Source organism: Blautia sp. An81, assembly GCF_002161285.1.
Lineage (GTDB): Bacteria > Bacillota > Clostridia > Lachnospirales > Lachnospiraceae > Blautia > Blautia ornithocaccae.
Genome location: NZ_NFHH01000012.1, coordinates 102,037 through 117,703 on the forward strand (window position 1 = coordinate 102,037; position 15,667 = coordinate 117,703).

Annotated in this window: 17 protein-coding genes and 1 pseudogene; 2 read left to right on the top strand and 16 right to left on the bottom strand. The window is 43.8% G+C overall.

Annotated features, from left to right (window positions below; genetic code table 11):
- The first annotated feature begins 155 nt into the window (after positions 1-155).
- Entirely contained in the window at positions 156-1,250 is a 1,095-nt protein-coding gene (locus B5G33_RS11855) for a uroporphyrinogen decarboxylase family protein (RefSeq protein WP_242974685.1), read from the top strand.
- A gap of 67 nt (positions 1,251-1,317) precedes the next feature.
- Here the strand turns inward: B5G33_RS11855 and B5G33_RS11860 are convergent, their stop codons facing one another.
- From B5G33_RS11860 to B5G33_RS21130, 8 genes and pseudogenes are all read right to left on the bottom strand, one after another.
- Entirely contained in the window at positions 1,318-1,674 is a 357-nt protein-coding gene (locus B5G33_RS11860; RefSeq protein ID WP_087267724.1) for a molecular chaperone Hsp90, read from the bottom strand.
- 125 nt (positions 1,675-1,799) lie between these two features.
- On the bottom strand, positions 1,800-2,630 hold the full coding sequence (locus B5G33_RS11865; protein WP_087417798.1) for a TrmH family RNA methyltransferase: 831 nt from the start codon (positions 2,628-2,630) through the stop codon (positions 1,800-1,802).
- Between the two features lie 37 nt (positions 2,631-2,667).
- On the bottom strand, positions 2,668-3,120 hold the full coding sequence (gene bcp, locus B5G33_RS11870) for a thioredoxin-dependent thiol peroxidase (RefSeq protein WP_087417799.1): 453 nt from the start codon (positions 3,118-3,120) through the stop codon (positions 2,668-2,670).
- 77 nt (positions 3,121-3,197) lie between these two features.
- Positions 3,198-3,755, bottom strand: a complete 558-nt coding sequence (locus B5G33_RS11875) for a hypothetical protein (protein ID WP_087267715.1) — start codon at positions 3,753-3,755, stop codon at positions 3,198-3,200.
- A 16-nt stretch (positions 3,756-3,771) separates the two neighbouring features.
- Positions 3,772-5,103, bottom strand: a pseudogene (locus B5G33_RS11880) (citrate/2-methylcitrate synthase).
- Between the two features lie 95 nt (positions 5,104-5,198).
- Entirely contained in the window at positions 5,199-5,630 is a 432-nt protein-coding gene (locus B5G33_RS11885; RefSeq protein WP_087417800.1) for a MarR family winged helix-turn-helix transcriptional regulator, read from the bottom strand.
- Positions 5,631-5,732: 102 nt separating this feature from the next.
- Positions 5,733-6,116, bottom strand: coding sequence for a DUF5655 domain-containing protein (locus B5G33_RS11890; RefSeq protein ID WP_087417801.1), 384 nt, complete (start codon positions 6,114-6,116; stop codon positions 5,733-5,735).
- Positions 6,117-6,240: 124 nt separating this feature from the next.
- The gene (locus tag B5G33_RS21130; protein WP_204247382.1) at positions 6,241-6,393 is read right to left on the bottom strand and encodes a hypothetical protein; all 153 of its coding nucleotides are present in this window, start codon (positions 6,391-6,393) and stop codon (positions 6,241-6,243) included.
- 113 nt (positions 6,394-6,506) lie between these two features.
- Between B5G33_RS21130 and B5G33_RS11895 the strand changes: the two genes are divergently transcribed.
- Positions 6,507-6,941: a hypothetical protein gene (locus B5G33_RS11895; protein ID WP_087417802.1), complete on the top strand. Its 435-nt coding sequence runs from the start codon at positions 6,507-6,509 to the stop codon at positions 6,939-6,941.
- A gap of 4 nt (positions 6,942-6,945) precedes the next feature.
- Here B5G33_RS11895 and B5G33_RS11900 read toward each other — a convergent pair whose 3' ends face one another.
- The 8 genes from B5G33_RS11900 to B5G33_RS11935 form a co-directional block, all read right to left on the bottom strand.
- A complete protein-coding gene (locus tag B5G33_RS11900) occupies positions 6,946-8,931 on the bottom strand; it encodes an ABC transporter ATP-binding protein (protein ID WP_087417803.1) in 1,986 nt (661 codons plus the stop codon).
- The gene (locus B5G33_RS11905) at positions 8,870-10,615 is read right to left on the bottom strand and encodes an ABC transporter ATP-binding protein (protein ID WP_087417804.1); all 1,746 of its coding nucleotides are present in this window, start codon (positions 10,613-10,615) and stop codon (positions 8,870-8,872) included. The genes B5G33_RS11900 and B5G33_RS11905 overlap by 62 nt, the downstream gene beginning before the upstream one ends.
- A 75-nt stretch (positions 10,616-10,690) precedes the next feature.
- Positions 10,691-12,640, bottom strand: a complete 1,950-nt coding sequence (locus B5G33_RS11910; RefSeq protein ID WP_087417805.1) for an AAA family ATPase — start codon at positions 12,638-12,640, stop codon at positions 10,691-10,693.
- A 100-nt stretch (positions 12,641-12,740) separates the two neighbouring features.
- The gene (locus B5G33_RS11915; RefSeq protein ID WP_087417806.1) at positions 12,741-13,241 is read right to left on the bottom strand and encodes a hypothetical protein; all 501 of its coding nucleotides are present in this window, start codon (positions 13,239-13,241) and stop codon (positions 12,741-12,743) included.
- Positions 13,242-13,293: 52 nt separating this feature from the next.
- The gene (locus B5G33_RS11920; RefSeq protein ID WP_242974686.1) at positions 13,294-13,578 is read right to left on the bottom strand and encodes an SdpI family protein; all 285 of its coding nucleotides are present in this window, start codon (positions 13,576-13,578) and stop codon (positions 13,294-13,296) included.
- Positions 13,579-13,672: 94 nt separating this feature from the next.
- Positions 13,673-14,359, bottom strand: a complete 687-nt coding sequence (locus B5G33_RS11925) for a hypothetical protein (RefSeq protein ID WP_087417807.1) — start codon at positions 14,357-14,359, stop codon at positions 13,673-13,675.
- Positions 14,360-14,428: 69 nt separating this feature from the next.
- A complete protein-coding gene (locus B5G33_RS11930; protein WP_242974689.1) occupies positions 14,429-15,097 on the bottom strand; it encodes an IS630 family transposase in 669 nt (222 codons plus the stop codon).
- The gene (locus B5G33_RS11935) at positions 15,067-15,576 is read right to left on the bottom strand and encodes a helix-turn-helix domain-containing protein (protein WP_087417809.1); all 510 of its coding nucleotides are present in this window, start codon (positions 15,574-15,576) and stop codon (positions 15,067-15,069) included. The genes B5G33_RS11930 and B5G33_RS11935 overlap by 31 nt, the downstream gene beginning before the upstream one ends.
- Between the last annotated feature and the right edge of the window lie 91 nt (positions 15,577-15,667).

Below are 15,667 nucleotides of genomic sequence, written 5' to 3' on the forward strand. Positions count from 1 at the left end.
TCAAAAGAAAGAGTTCTGGCAGCCTTCGCCCACAAAGAGCCAGACAAAGTACCTGTAGATTTTGGGGGCATGAGCTGTTCCATGATCAACGCTTTGTATTAAACAGTCTAAGGGACTACTATGGGCTGGAATATCGTCCTCCAAAGATTAATGATATGTCTACCATGACTGCCTATGTAGAGCCTGACCTTGCAGACTGTCTGGGCTGTGATATACAACAGCTTTACAATTATGGAGATACTTATGGACATACGAATACAGATTGGAAGGAATGGGTTTATCAGGGAATTCCTGTGCTGATTCCTGCTGATGCCTCTGTGACTGACGATGGTCAGGGAGGCTATTACGTATATCCTAAAGGAGATACATCCTGTCCTCCCTCTGGGCATATGACTGCAAATGGCTACTATTTTGACAATCTCACGCGTTCCCCGGAATTTGATGAAGACCATGCAGATCCAGCAGATAATGTGGAGGATTATATGCTGGTCTCCGATGATCAGATTTCCTATCACAAAAAAGTTCTGGATAGCGTAAAGAATAACCAAAGGGCCATACAGGTGGCACCAGGTTATTTTGGTCTGGGAGATGCCAATAATATTCCCGGTCCAAATTTAAAAAATCCAAAAGGTATCCGAAGCATTGAGGAATGGTATACTGCACCCCTTCTCTATCCGGAATACGTAAAAGAAATTTTTGAGCAGGGTACAGATATCGTAATTGAGAATCTAAAAAAATATTGGGATGCTTTTGGCAGTGATATTGACATAATGTATATCTGTGGTACAGATTTCGGTACCCAGAAAGGGCCTTTAATTAACCCGGAAATTTTTAAAGAACTCTATATGCCTTATTATAAAAAGGTAAATAACTGGGTCCATGAAAATACTACCTGGAAAACCCTAAAACATTGCTGTGGAGGGATTTTTCCTATCCTGCCATATCTCATTGAAGGGGGATTTGATGCCATTAATCCAGTTCAATGCTCTGCTGAAGGAATGGAGCCAAAAAGGCTGAAGGAAACTTATGGAAAAGACATTCTTTTCTGGGGTGGGGGCGTGGACACTCAAAAGGTACTTCCCTTCGGAAAACCAGAGGATGTTCGGGAACAGGTATTAGAACGTCTGGACATATTTTCTAAAGATGGCGGATATATTTTCAATACTATCCATAATATTCAGGCAAACGTTCCTATTGAAAATATTGCGGCCATGATTGAGGCCATCAAAGAATTTAACGGAGATAAATAGTTAAAAAACACCGCTGTTATCCCGGGTATGCCTGGGTATAACAACGGTGTTTCTCTGTCTAAAAAACTTATAGCATCTGGTCTTTCTTTTCCAGAATTGCCTCTGCAGCCGCGCATGCAGGGCAGTCGCAGTATTTGGCTCCTGCCGCTTTAATTTCCTTTCCGTGGGCCTCTATCTGTTTTGCCTTCTCTGCTCCGAACACCTTAGCTCCTGCTTCTGATCCTGCAAAAGCAATCAGACCGTCTACAGGCATAATGTCCATTTCCAGTTCTGCAATCAGTTTTTTCGTCTGCTCCGCTTCCTGGTCTGTTCCTGCTGCCTTCAGCCAGTTTTCACAGGCCGTCTTTGCCTCTGCACAGCAGGAAGGAGCACTCATCAGCTCTTTTACTTTTTCACTTACATACTCTCTTACGCTCTGTTCCATAATACGCATCCTTTCTTCTTATATACTTATATATCAACAGGCATTGTTCCAGGCGCCATGCCCTTCCCCGCCTGCTGCAGACATTTTTCCTGGTGTTCCATAGCATCATAGAGACGAAGCTTTTCCTAGTCCTGCCCTCTCCCTAACTGCCAGAATGCCACAGCGCTTGCTGCTGCTACATTTAAAGAGTCCACTTTATGAGACATGGGAATCTTTACTGTATAATCACAGTCTGCAATAGTAGAAGAAGCCAGTCCATCACCTTCTGTTCCCAAAACTACTGCCAGTTTTTCTTCCCTCATAAGTGCCGGATCATCAATACTCACTGAATCTTCCCTGAGAGCCATAGCTGCTGTCTTAAATCCCATTTTACGAAGGAGGGAAATTCCCTGTTCCGGCCAGGAAAAGTCCCCCTCAAGAAAAGTCCATGGAACCTGAAAAACTGTTCCCATACTGACTCTGGCGGCTCTCCGGTATAAAGGATTGCTGCATCCGCTGGTCAGGAGCACTGCATCCATATACAGAGCTGCGGCAGAACGGAAAATTGCCCCTACATTTGTAGGGTTTACAACATTTTCCAATATAACGATCCTCTTCGCGTCTCTGCATATTTCCTCTGGATTTGGAAGTTTGGGACGCCTCATCGCACATAGCATGCCTCTGGTAAGTTTGAATCCGGTAAGCTGGGTCAGCACGTCAAATTCCGCTGTATATACAGGAATCTGAGAACATCTCTCCAAAATTTCTCTGGCCTGGGTTTCCAGATGCCGTTTTTCCACAAGAAAAGAAAGTGGAACGCAGCCTCCATTTAAAGCCCGCTCTATGACTTTAGGACTTTCTGCAATGAAAATCCCCTTTTCCGGTTCATGACGGTTCAAAAGCTGGTTCTCCGTCAGCCTGGCATAAACATCCAGTTCAGGGGTATTAAAATCTTTTATTTCAATAATTTCTGCCATAGTAAAATTCCTTCGGGTAGTAAATTTCAAAAGGGGGCTATAATTCATTCAGCATCTGAGCTGGGTTGTCCGCAGCCTTTACTTTCCCGAAAGCCTTTTGGATCACACCTTCTTCATTGATCAGATAGGTAGTACGCACTACGCCCATGGTTTTCTTTCCATACATATTTTTCTCTTTCCAAACATCATAGGCCTGGATGCAGGTAAGATCCGGATCTGACAGTAAAGTAAAGGGCAGATGATATTTTTCTTCAAATTTCTTATGGGAAGCTACACTGTCCTTGCTTACCCCGATCACTACCGCACCTTTTTCTAAAAACTGAGGATAAAGTTCCCCGAAGCCGCAAGCCTGCTTTGTGCAGCCGGCAGTATTGTCTTTTGGATAGAAGTAAAGAATTACCTTCTTCCCTTTATATTCCTCCAGCCTGTGTATATCGCCATTCTGGTCCGGCAGTTCAAAAGCCGGCGCCTTGGTTCCGATTTCCAGCATAATTTATCCTCCTCATAGTATCTGTTCTTGCTCATTATAACCTGCTTTTCCTATAATAGCAATGGAATCTCTTCCGTCTAGGATAATTTCTGCTTACGGATTTTGATCTGCTTTTTCTGATATTCTCTGTATTCTTTTAGCTCTCTGTGCAGCTCTTTCCTCAGCTCCCGCCTGGACATGCCCTGATATTTTTCTTTTACCCGCTCTTTCATGCGTTTTGGTTTTTCTGTTTCAATATCTTTTAAGATCCACTCTACAGCTTCCTCTGGGGTAATTTTGTTTTTTTCCATGACATATCTGGTATAGAGATTTAATATATGATATCCTCTTTCATCCAGGTCACTTACCGCAGCCCGGGCAGCTTTCAGTTCCCGGCTTCCTCCGGTGATCAAAATCATATGATTTCTGTTTTTATCTGCAACGATCTTCCATATGATGTGAGAAACTCCATAAGGCAGCTTCCCGTTTTCACTTTCAAAGATCAGTCCCACTCTGGCCCCGGTGGTATATACCAGGCTCTGATCCTGATAATCCGAAATTTTCCTGCATTCTACATTTTCATACTGGCCGAATTTTTCTGCGCAATTTATGCAGCTGTTTTTCCTGTCATCATAAAAAATAACGAACTTGTCCAAAGAGCTTCCACCTTTCTTATTCTTTTTCTTCCATTACACTCATATAAGCCGGACGTATGATCTTGTCCATATCAATGAGTTCCTCGATCCTGTGGGCGCTCCAGCCCACGATCCTTGCCACGGCAAATAAAGGCGTATAAAGCTCCTGCGGGATTCCAAGCATGTCATAGACAAATCCACTGTAGAAATCTACATTTGGGCTGACCCCTTTATAAATATGCCGTTTTTCTGCGATAATCTCCGGCGCCAGTTTTTCGATGGCCTGATACAGATTCATATCCTCTTCCCGGTCTTTTTCCACAGCAAGCTTTTCTACATACTCTTTCAGTATTCTTTCCCGGGGATCTGAAACAGAATAAACTGCATGGCCCATACCGTAGATCAGACCTTTTTTGTCAAAGACTTCCTTGTCCAGGATCTTTCCCAGATAATTTTTTATCATGTCCATATCCTTCCAGTCTGACACATTTTCCCGGATATTCTCCATCATCTCCATTACTTTGATATTGGCTCCTCCATGCTTAGGCCCCTTCAGAGAAGACATGGCAGCTGCCACAGCAGAATAGATATCCGAGCCTGAGGAAGTCACTACCCTTGTAGTAAAGGTGGAATTGTTTCCTCCTCCGTGTTCCATGTGAAGGATCAGCGCAACATCCAGCACCTTAGCCTCCAGTTCTGTGTAAGAAGCATCGGGGCGCAGAAGCCGCAGGAAATTCTCGGCAGTAGACAGTTTTGGATCCGGGCGGTGGATATACATACTGCCGTTATTGTCATAATGGTTATAGGCATGATAGCCGTATACCGCCAGCAGAGGGAATTCTGCGATCAACTGAACCGCCTGGCGGATATTGTCTTCCAGGGTATTCGCCTGTGTACCGCTGTCATAAGCGGCCAGGGTCAGGATACTTCTCGTCATGGTATTCATAATATCCTTTGTAGGAGCCTTCATGATCACATCTCTGGTGAAGTTCTGGGGCAGTTCTCTGGCTTCTCCTAAAATTTCAGAAAAACGCTCTGTTTCCTGGCTGTCCGGATACTCTCCGAATAGTAAAAGATATGCGATTTTTTCAAATCCATACTCTTCTTTTGAAATTGAACGAATCAATGTGTGAATATTATAGCCCCTGTACCATAATTCCCCGTCACAGGGAACTTTCTTTCCATCCTAGTCTTTAAAAGAGACAATTTTAGAAATCCTCGTAAGCCCTTTCAGGACCCCTTTTCCGTTTTTATCGCGAAGCCCGCAGTTTACCCCGTATTTTTCATACAGATTTTTGGGGATTTTATCATTTGAAATACAGGTTTCCTGTTTGCTCTGTGCATAAACACTCAGTTTATTCTGATCCATTTGCCTATCTCCTTTCAGTCATTTATAAATATTTTATTTTTAAACTATTTACTTAAAAAAGATAGGGGTGTCGGTAAAACATCCCTTTCTTTTTCTTACAAAAATTTACTGATATTATGGTTCATTTTCTGTGCTACCGCAGCCAGGGTCTTTTTTTCCTCTTCCGTCACTCCATCAAATACAATATTCCTGATCTTTCGGTAAATTTCTTCAAGCTTTACGATAATAGTCTGAGCGTCCTCTGTCAGATAATTATGGGTACATCTTCTGTCCTCCAGATCCTGCTCCATTCTTACGTATCCTTTTTTCTGGAGTCGGCTCAGAGACTGGGAAATATGTCCTCTTGTAAACATATTCATCTTCATGATATCTTTAGACGTATTCAGTTCCTTTGCATGTTTCAGATAGATCAAAATCTGCATATCGATTTTCTGCAGCCCATAGGTTGTTTCAATAGGAGCCATCTCCTTTTCCATCAGTCTACGGAATTGCATCCCATATAACAGAGTATCAAGTGAATAATTCATGGTTTCCTCTAATTTATTTTAATTATAAATATTTTACTATTAAAGTATATATCCTGTCACACTTCTGTGTCAAGAGTTTTTCCCTATCTGTTCCCGGGCTTTCTATCTCTTCTTGGTCTCTGCAAAAACCGCTGCCTCTTTTATCCAGCCCATCAGTTCTTCATCAATTTCCTCTTTTTCATGGATCACGACATGATGAGTCCACCGGTTTGGATAAGGCTCTGTGGCAATATCGATCCTGGGAGATTCTTCCCTATGCTCCAGACCAAAGGTCACAACCATATAAGGATCCGGAAGCTGAGCCGCTTTCCGCACCCTGGCAAAAGATACACAGGCAAAAAGACGTTTCTTATAAAAAGTGATCTGGGTTTTCTGGACTTTCACCGTTACATTGTCAATTTCTCTTTGGATCGCTTCTTCCAGCTTTTCATACAGAGGAAGGGCCCCCTGATGTTTTTCAAAAAATAAAAATATATTTGTATCCATACCATATGCTCCCATACCTTTTTCTATATCCTATCACATCTTTCCTGGTCTGTCCTGTGCTTTTATCTTTTTTTATCTTCAGGCCCTTCCCCTCGGTTCCTGCCTGGAAAAGGGCCTGAAACATTTATTCCATAGTAGCAGTCATTTCCCGGACATCTGCTCTGGAAATCCCGGAACTTCCGAAGGGGCGCATGGCCAGTGCTATAAGCTTCATAGGGTTGTCGTCAGCCGCCACACGATTTGAACCGATCTTACCGCACTTTATTCTTCCGGGCAAGTCCTAATTTTTACTTTTCCATTGTATCCATCATACTCCGCTTTATCTTTGCCTTGCCTTTCCTGAAGTTCTGAGATAAAATACCTTTATTCTATTACAAAGGAGAATACTCTATGACACCATCAGAAAAAAATTTATTTCATGAAATTTCGATTCATTATCAGCCTCAACTGGTACAGATTGTCTGTGATCAAAATCTAAAGGACTATCTCCGGGAAAAAGGCAACGGTTCTCTGCAGCTGGCTGATTATATCCTGAAAGAATATCAGAACTGCCAGCATACCCCCTTGAAGATCAGCCGGGATTCACTGGCTATTGAAATCCTCGCCCATACCTATGTAGATTCTTTTTCCCAGGCGGTTTCCGCTGCACAGCCCCTGCTCCCCCTCTCTCTCCGTCAGGCATTGAAACAGTTGATCCACAGTATCCGCAGCCATACAGAGATTATTGACTGCGGGGAAACAGAAGTTGACAGCAACCGGTGGATCTGGGATAAACTGGCTCCATATAAATCCATTATTTACGGAGCTCTCGGGGACCGGGCATAGCGTTTTACTCCAGTTCAAAAGCTCCCGTATACAACTGATAATACTGTCCTTTCTTTTCCAGCAGCTCCTGGTGATTTCCTTTCTCGATGATCCGCCCGTGATCCAGTACAATGATCACATCGGAATTTTTCACCGTGGACAGACGGTGAGCAATAACAAAAACAGTCCTTCCCTTCATCAGGGCGTCCATTCCCCGCTGTACGATAGCCTCTGTACGGGTATCAATAGAAGAAGTAGCCTCATCCAGGATCATGACCGGCGGGTCTGCCACAGCCGCTCTGGCAATGGACAGAAGCTGCCGCTGTCCCTGGGACAGGTTTGCGCCGTTTTCTGTGAGAAGGGTATCATAGCCTTCCGGAAGCCTGGTGATAAAATCATCCGCTCCCGCCAGCTTTGCTGCGGCAATACACTCTTCATCTGCAGCGTCCAGTTTTCCATACCGGATATTCTCCATCACCGAACCGGTGAACAGATTGGTATCCTGAAGTACGATCCCCAGGGAACGGCGGAGATCGCTTTTCCTGATCTTGTTAATGTTAATCCCGTCATAGCGGATCTTGCCGTCAGCGATATCGTAAAAACGGTTGAGCAGGTTTGTGATAGTCGTTTTGCCTGCGCCGGTGGCTCCTACAAAAGCTACCTTCTGCCCCGGTTTCGCATAGAGAGAAATATCATGAAGTACGGTCTTTCCAGGTTCATATCCAAAGTCTACCTTTTGCAGCCTCACGTCCCCCTCCAGTTTGGTATAAGTTACTGTGCCGGCTTCCCGATGGGGATGTTTCCAGGCCCACAGTCCGGTCCGCTCCTTGGATTCCTCAAATAGCACTTCTCCCTCTCCGGATTGCTGATCATCTGCCCCCGCCTGACTCTTGCAGGATTTTTCCCGGACATTGACCAGAGTCACATACCCCTGATCCTGTTCTGACTCCTGATCCAGCAGGCTGAAGATCCTTTCCGTGCCGGCGATTCCCATAACTACCGCATTCACCTGATGGGATACCTGGCCGATATTTCCTGCAAATTGTTTCGTCATGTTCAGGAAGGGCACTACAATACTGATTCCAATGGGAATACCGGATATACTCACATTTTGGACGTTCAGAGTAAGAAGAAGCCCTCCTGTAATAGCTACCAATACATAAAGGATATTTCCGATATTATTCAAAATAGGGCCCAGTATATTAGCATACTGGTTTGCCTTTCTGGATTCTTCAAAAAGGATATCATTATAACGGTCAAAGTCTGCTTCACTTTCTTCTTCGTGGCAGAAAACTTTGATGACTTTCTGTCCGTACATCATTTCTTCTACAAAGCCTTCCACTTTTCCCAGGGCATTCTGCTGCTTAATGAAAAATTTCGCCGAACCGCCCCCTACCTTCTTGATGAGTACAGTCATTACCGCTACCCCAAGGACCACTACCAGGGTCAGCCAGAGACAATAATACACCATGATCCCGAAGATGGTAAGCACCGTTACGCCGGATATAAGAAGGTGGGGAAAGCTCTGGGAGATCATCTGGCGGAGCGTGTCGATATCATTGGTGTAATAACTCATAATATCCCCGTGATCATTGGTATCAAAATATTTAACGGGAAGGCGCTGCATTTTTCCAAACATCTTTTCCCGCATTTTTTTCAGCGTTCCCTGGGTCATAATCGCCATCAGCTGATTAAAAGTAAAGCCTGCTGCCAGAGAGAGAATATAAAAAACTGCCAGTATGGAAACCAGTCTCAGGATCTGGCCGCCCACTGCGCCCCAGTCTCCTTTCTGCCAGTTCTTCTCAATAACAGCGATAATATTCTGCATAAAGACAGAGGGTATAGAACTTACCACTGCATTAAATACTATGCAGGCAATCGTTGCCGGCAGCATAACCGGGTAAAAACCCAGCATGGTTTTCAACAGTCTTACAATCGTATTTTTCTTTTTATTCTCCAAGCTGGTTTCCCTCCTTATTCTGGGAGGTATAGATCTCCCTGTATATTTCATTGGACGCCAGCAGCTCCTTATGAGTTCCTATGGCATTGATCTCTCCGCCCTCCATCACAATGATCCGGTCTGCGTCCTCTACAGAAGCTGTCCGCTGGGCAATAATGATCTTGGTGGTCTCCGGGATGTAATCTTTCATTGCTTTCCGGATCCTGGCGTCTGTTCTGGTATCCACCGCACTGGTGGAATCATCCAGAATCAGGATTTTGGGCTTTTTCAAAAGAGCTCTGGCAATACAGAGCCGCTGCTTCTGGCCGCCGGATACATTGGCTCCTCCCTGCTCTATGTAAGTATCGTATCCTTCAGGGAACTGGGAAATAAACTCATCGGCACAGGCCATCTTACAGGCCTGGACCAGTTCCTCGTCTGTAGCCTCCTTATTCCCCCAGCGGAGATTTTCCCGGATCGTCCCGGAAAAAAGAATATTTTTCTGGAGAACCACCGCTACCTGATTCCGCAGAGTATCCAGGTCATAATCTCTTACTTCCACCCCTCCTACCTTCACAGCTCCTTCCGTCACATCATACAGGCGGGAAATCAGCTGGATCAGGGAAGATTTGGAAGAGCCTGTGCCTCCGATAATGCCAATGGTCTCTCCGGAACGGATATCCAGATCAATGTTCTTTAAAACCCGCCGCTTTGCCTCCTTTGAATACTTAAAGCTCACATGTTCAAAGGAGATGGAGCCATCTTTCACTTCATATACAGGGGCTTCCGGATTGGATAAAGAACTTTTTTCCTCCAGCACTTCTGCGATCCTCTTTCCTGATTCCACAGCCATTGTGATCATGACAAACACCATGGACAGCATCATCAGACTGTTCAACATCATAAAACTATAGGTCAGCAACGCAGAAAGCTGTCCCACATCCAGATCCAGCCCTCTGGAGGTAATGATAGTGTAAGAGCCGAAAGACAGCACAAAGGTCATAACTGTATAGATGCAGAACTGCATTAGAGGATTATTCAGGGCAAGGATACGCTCTGCCCTGGTAAAATCTGTACATACGTCCTCAGCCGCCCGGTTAAACTTTTCCTGCTCGTAGTCTTCCCGGACAAAAGACTTCACCACCCGCATGGCTTTGATGTTCTCCTGAATAGAGCTGTTCAGCCTGTCATATTTTTTAAACACTTTCCGGAAGAGGGGCATAGTCTTATAAATAACCAGTGACAGGCCAAAGGCCAGCACGGGAACCACGAAAAGAAAGATCCACGCCATCCTGCCGCCCATGACAAATACCATCACAAAAGCAAAGATCAGCATCAGCGGCGAGCGGATCGCTGTCCGGATGATCATCATATAAGCATTCTGTACATTGGTGATATCTGTAGTCATCCTTGTGACCAGAGAAGAGGTCATAAACTTATCAATATTCTCAAAAGAATATCCCTGGATACTGTAGAACATATCCTTCCGCAGATTTCTCGCCAGGCCACAGGAGGCTGTGGCACAGGTGGATCCGGCCAGACCTCCGAACAAAAGGGACAACATGGCCATACAGACCAGAATCCCTCCATACCCCAGGATCACCCCCATATCGCAGCCGCCTTTCACTTCATTGACCAGCCGCGCAATGATAAAAGGAATGGTACATTCCATCAGCACTTCCCCGCTTACCAGCAGAGGCGTGGCAATGGAAGCTCTTTTGTATTCCCTGATACTTTTCGCCAGTTGTCTTACCATTTTTCTTTTCCTTTCTGTAAAAAAAGAGCAGTGGTATCCGCCGGACTTACGTGATAGCACTGCTCGCTTCTTTCATTATATTCTTCTCTTATCTGGAAAGTCAATCTGCATTTCCCACTTTACTGACGCCTCCTTTCCCCGGTGAGCGAGGCCCACATACCAGACCTGACCGGTCATGTCTGCACTGTAATTTTTCTCCTTGATCTGTCCGATAGCTTTCAGTGCCAGGTCTTCCAGGTTCTCCGACTTATCTCTGGTATATTTAAATTCCAGGATCATACTGGGACATCCCCATTTTCTGGAATACAGCAGGATATCTCCTCTTCCTCTGCCACTCTCCCGATTGCTTCTCACCTGGTAAGTTCCACGCAGAAAAACACACATCCCCAGCCTCATCATATGGTAGCTGTTTTCGTCTTTCAGATTGTAATAAGAGGGAATTTCCAGCAGGATCCTTTTATATTCTCGGGAAAAGCGCTCCATATCTCCTGTCTGGAGATAATACAGCATTTTGTCTATTTTTCCCTCCTCCACCTGTAAATAAGAGGCCGTCAAATCCTGAAATCCTTTCCAAACTTCCAGATTCGGTACCCGGACTTTATACAGATCTTCCCGGATCTCCTCCTCTATGGTCACCATACCTGCGTTCAGCAGAAGTCCCCAGAAAGCCGTCTCATTCTGGTTTTCGTAATAAGCCCCTGCCGCATCTGCATTCACTGTAACCTGGCCCCGTTCCAGCAGCTCCTCATAGGACTGGAAAAAAAGCTGTCCCTGTTCACGAAGGGCATTCTTCAAAATACTGTTTTCACTGGTATTGACCCAGTAAGACTCCAGTTTTTTTCTGGCCCCGTAACAGGATATGGACCAGGGATTATAAAGTTCCGTATCCCCTATTTTGTAGCCATCGTACATTGCCTTTACCTGCCCGGAAAACTCCGCTTCACAGTAATCCAGAAGTTCTCGTACTTCTTCCTCTGTAAACCCAAAGCAATCCTTATATTCCGGGTCTTTTACAGTACATACCATCAGATTATTCAGACCGGAAAAAATGTTCTCCTTTGCCACTCTCTGAACACCGGTAAGCATGGCTTTTTCCAGGGAAGAGTTTCCTTTCAGTGAAAAGCTCAACATCCCTGAAAGAATTTCTCTTACCTGTCCATAATATCCTCTGGAATTTGCATACATAAAAGGCGTATCATATTCGTCCAGAAGGAGAAACACTTTCTTTCCATAGTATTCTTCCAGAATACCGCACAAATCCTTAAGTCCATGGCAAAGACAGCTCCTTTGCTCCTCAGCCCCCTGTTTTTCGCTAAGGGAGCGGTAATTCTGAAAAAACATCTCTTTCTTTCTCTGAGACAGTTTGCCGCTTTTTGTCAGATCCATGTATCTGTCATATTCCTCCAGAAAAAGATCTGAAAGCTGTCTTATCATTTCCCGGGAATTCTCTGCCTTTACATTCAAAAAGGAGAGAAAAATCACCGGATATTGATTTATCCAATCCGCATATACGCTTTTCTCAATCTTTGTTTCCGCAAACAGCCAGGCAGAGTTTCTGGTGCAGTCCAGAAATTCTCTGAGCATAGTCATATTCAGAGTCTTGCCAAACCGTCTTGGTCTTGTCACCAAAGTCACCTGATACCAGGAATCCAGAAATTCCTCAATAAACTGTGTTTTATCTACATAATAGGCATTTCTTTCACGAAGAAAGCGAAAGTCCTGAACGCCAATGGCAAGCCGCTTTTTCTTTGCAGAATAATCATAGGTTCCCTCCGGTTCGCACATCAGATCTGCATACTGCACTTCCCGGCCCGGTTCTCCCTTGCTTCTCCCGAAAAGTTCGTCTAAAGTACATCCCAAAACATCGCTGATATGCTCCAGGGTTTCCAGATCCGGTGATCGGTTGCCTCTTTCATAATTCGTATAAGTAGAACGTGATATCCCCAGCTTTTCTGCCATCTGGGCCTGGGTATATCCCCGCAGATTCCGAACTCTTGTCAGGTATTCATAAAATCTGGTTTTCATAGCGAAAATCACTTCCCTGCTTTTTCTCTATTATAGCCCAGGATGTTTCAAATCGCAACATTAATATACTTATTATATTCTGACTTCGGAAATGGGCTTTCTATTTTCTCCGTTTTGCATAAACATTACTGTTTACCTGCCATTCCCCGTTTTCCAGAACTGTTACATTCTGCCAATGGAAAGTTTCTGCCTGTATATCAGAAAAGATCCATTTCTGGAAGGGATCATCCAGGACTGTTCCTATCAGCTTTCCACCGTCTTGTACAAAACGAAGACGAGTCATATACTTTTCGCAGGTATATGTCATATCATAACATTTTTCTTTGGCATTAAACATTCGGATCGCCATTCCGTATTCTCCATCCGGCTGGGGATCCGACTTCATAGTTTCCCTGGAAGGACATATAAACAGATCCTCAATTCCTGCACCATTCAAAACCCTCCGGAAGATCCACTCTCCTTTTACAGTTCTGAGAGCATCTGTATGATAGCCGTCATGATACTCAAAGTCCCAGTCCCCAATCAGCGGAGCAAACCAGTCATACGCATCTGGAATCTTACCTGTTTTCTCACTTAACAAAGCTTCCATAAAACTATCCATAAGAATCTCCTTTCCAACACAGTATCTGCTCAATGTTCAGAACATCTGTTTTTTATCTTTGTTTCCGTTCTGTAAAATCCCAAAAGCAAAAGATCACGCCTATAGCGATTCCTGTTAATAAGGATTTGGCAGCAGGAACCTTAAATATAAACAAGCATACATTTAAAATAACTTCTGTTATCTCAAGCCTTATGCCCAGTCCCAGAAAAATATTCGGAGCAATCTCCTGAGCATAATCCCAATGCTCCTGTGAACTTCTGGAAGCTGGCGTATTATATCCGCAGCCTGAATTTCTGTCCGTTACCGGATATTTCTTTAAGAGGAAACGCACAGACACCTTGTTCAGTACACTTCCTGGAATGCCGCCGGTTCAAATTATCAGCTCTACAACTTAGAATTTATTTGTATCTTCATGACGGATATTTTATTGCTTAATCTTTAAGTCTTTCATAACATCTTTCCAATCGTTGCTCAATTTCTTGCTGAGTTAAATTCACATCGCCAAAAGAAAAAATCTCATTGTGAGCATTCTTGCCCACTTCACATCGGCATAAAAGCTTTCCCCAATTTGGTAGCGTATAATAATTTACTTCACCAGTTGAAAATCCTAATTCTTCCGGCAATTTTACCTTTGGAACATCTACAGAATTTAATATTTCAGAAATGGCAGCTGCGTATTCTGATATTGTATTTTCTTCATCAGCCGCTAAACCTACTGTTTCGTTTTCATCATCATATCTTAAACGAAGATGATATTGTTCTGTAATCTCAGTAATGCGCTCAATATATCCTTGTTCTTCAAGTAATGTTTTCAAATAATCATCACTACAGCCAAAATGATAAGTATTATTATAGATTATTTTTGATACACTAAATTCCACTCCATTTTCATCTGAATATACCCCACAATCTGCGTCATTATCAAAAGGCGTAACAATAGTAAAAGTGTGTTCAGGGTAAGTTTGTTGAAGACACATAATAATGCGTTCATCTGTGTTTTTCCCACTTAAAGGATTACCTGCACTATTTTTATCATTTACTAATTTAACTACTTCAGAACAACCAGATAAGCATATAAACAGTAATAGGATGAGTAAAAAAATTCCTAATTTTTTCAAATCATACACCCCCTACAAATTCCAATCTAGTGTACTGACCTGCTGATTTTTAGCAATACTGCCACCTCATTAAGAGGCAGTAGTAAATGTGGGATACAGCGAACTGAGTTTTGTTCTAGCATCACTTGTTCTAAAATGCCAGTTAACCTTTGCTGCCACTGTATTCCGTTCCGTTTCCCATGCGGACAGTTCGCTGCGTAACTGTTCTATTTCAGCGATGCGGCGGTTAAGGCATTGCCTGGTCATTACATTAAGCTCTATTTCAGCAATATCCAGCCAGCTGCCATGCTTTGGCGTGTAATGTATCTCCAGTTTTTTTATGATACGCCTTGCTTCTTCCGCCGGATACCGTTTGTACAGAGATGACGGTTTATGGGTATTAAGGTTATCCATCACAAGGATGATCTTTTCAGCATCGGGGTACATGTTGTCTACAAGATATCTGATCTCCTCTGCCCAGTCTGTGGCTGTACGGTGTTCACGTACACTCACATGGTGAACGCCTCCGAGCGGCTCTACAAAAGCAAAAATGCTGACGGTGCCCTTGCGGACATATTCCGAATCGGTTTTCTGGTCGCTTCCGGGAATCATTGGTAAAGGCTCCCTGATTTCTCCCAAAAGCTGGTACGGCTTCTCATCCATACACACAACTGGATGCTTCTCATCATAGGGGAGTTCATACACATCAAGGATATCCTCCATGCAGGCTATGAATTCTGGGTCTTCTTTTGCTGGAATGCACCAGTAGTCGTTTTTGTGAGGTCGAAGTTTGTTTTTTTTAAAGCTTTGCGGATTGCTTCCCTGCCGACAGGGGTTTCCAGAATTACTTTGGATTCTTCTTCAAGCAGACGGATGGTCCACCGAGAGTGCCCCTCTGGGACAGGGCCGCAGGCAAGTTCGATCAGCCGGGCTTCCGTACGTCCGTCAACCTTACGCCGGGCATTATCTGAATTTATGTTCCGCTTAAATTCAGTAACAGCATCAATGCCGCCATTGATATATTTTGTTACAGTGTTGGTGACAGTTGCCATGCAGACACCATTGGATCTGGCACTTTGTTCATGGGTTAAAACTTTTCCGTGTGCTTCGTCCAGATCGAGAATGATCTGGCATCTGCAGCGGATAGTTTTGGAAGTTTTTTTATTACGGATAACAGATTTCAAATTATTCAATTCTGTTTCTGTAAGATGGATGTTGTATTTTTTTGGTCTTGCCATAGGAATCACCGCCGTTTTTTTTTTGATTATACATCAGAACAGCTGTGATTACCAGAATATTTAGTTAAATATCATCAAGTCAGCACACTAG

What these genes read in the sequence shown, in the direction of transcription:
- B5G33_RS11860 (WP_087267724.1), bottom strand. Translation starts at nt 1,674, where the DNA reads ATGGAACAGAGCGTAAGAGAGTATGTAAGTGAAAAAGTAAAAGAGCTG.
- B5G33_RS11890 (WP_087417801.1), bottom strand. Translation starts at nt 6,116, where the DNA reads ATGGATACAAATATATTTTTATTTTTTGAAAAACATCAGGGGGCCCTT.
- B5G33_RS11905 (WP_087417804.1), bottom strand. Translation starts at nt 10,615, where the DNA reads ATGGTAAGACAACTGGCGAAAAGTATCAGGGAATACAAAAGAGCTTCC.
- B5G33_RS11935 (WP_087417809.1), bottom strand. Translation starts at nt 15,576, where the DNA reads ATGGCAAGACCAAAAAAATACAACATCCATCTTACAGAAACAGAATTG.
- B5G33_RS11885 (WP_087417800.1), bottom strand. Translation starts at nt 5,630, where the DNA reads ATGAATTATTCACTTGATACTCTGTTATATGGGATGCAATTCCGTAGA.
- B5G33_RS11900 (WP_087417803.1), bottom strand. Translation starts at nt 8,931, where the DNA reads ATGAAATATACAGGGAGATCTATACCTCCCAGAATAAGGAGGGAAACC.
- B5G33_RS11910 (WP_087417805.1), bottom strand. Translation starts at nt 12,640, where the DNA reads ATGAAAACCAGATTTTATGAATACCTGACAAGAGTTCGGAATCTGCGG.
- B5G33_RS11915 (WP_087417806.1), bottom strand. Translation starts at nt 13,241, where the DNA reads ATGGATAGTTTTATGGAAGCTTTGTTAAGTGAGAAAACAGGTAAGATT.
- bcp (WP_087417799.1), bottom strand. Translation starts at nt 3,120, where the DNA reads ATGCTGGAAATCGGAACCAAGGCGCCGGCTTTTGAACTGCCGGACCAG.
- B5G33_RS11865 (WP_087417798.1), bottom strand. Translation starts at nt 2,630, where the DNA reads ATGGCAGAAATTATTGAAATAAAAGATTTTAATACCCCTGAACTGGAT.
- B5G33_RS11895 (WP_087417802.1), top strand. Translation starts at nt 6,507, where the DNA reads ATGACACCATCAGAAAAAAATTTATTTCATGAAATTTCGATTCATTAT.
- B5G33_RS11855 (WP_242974685.1), top strand. Translation starts at nt 156, where the DNA reads ATGTCTACCATGACTGCCTATGTAGAGCCTGACCTTGCAGACTGTCTG.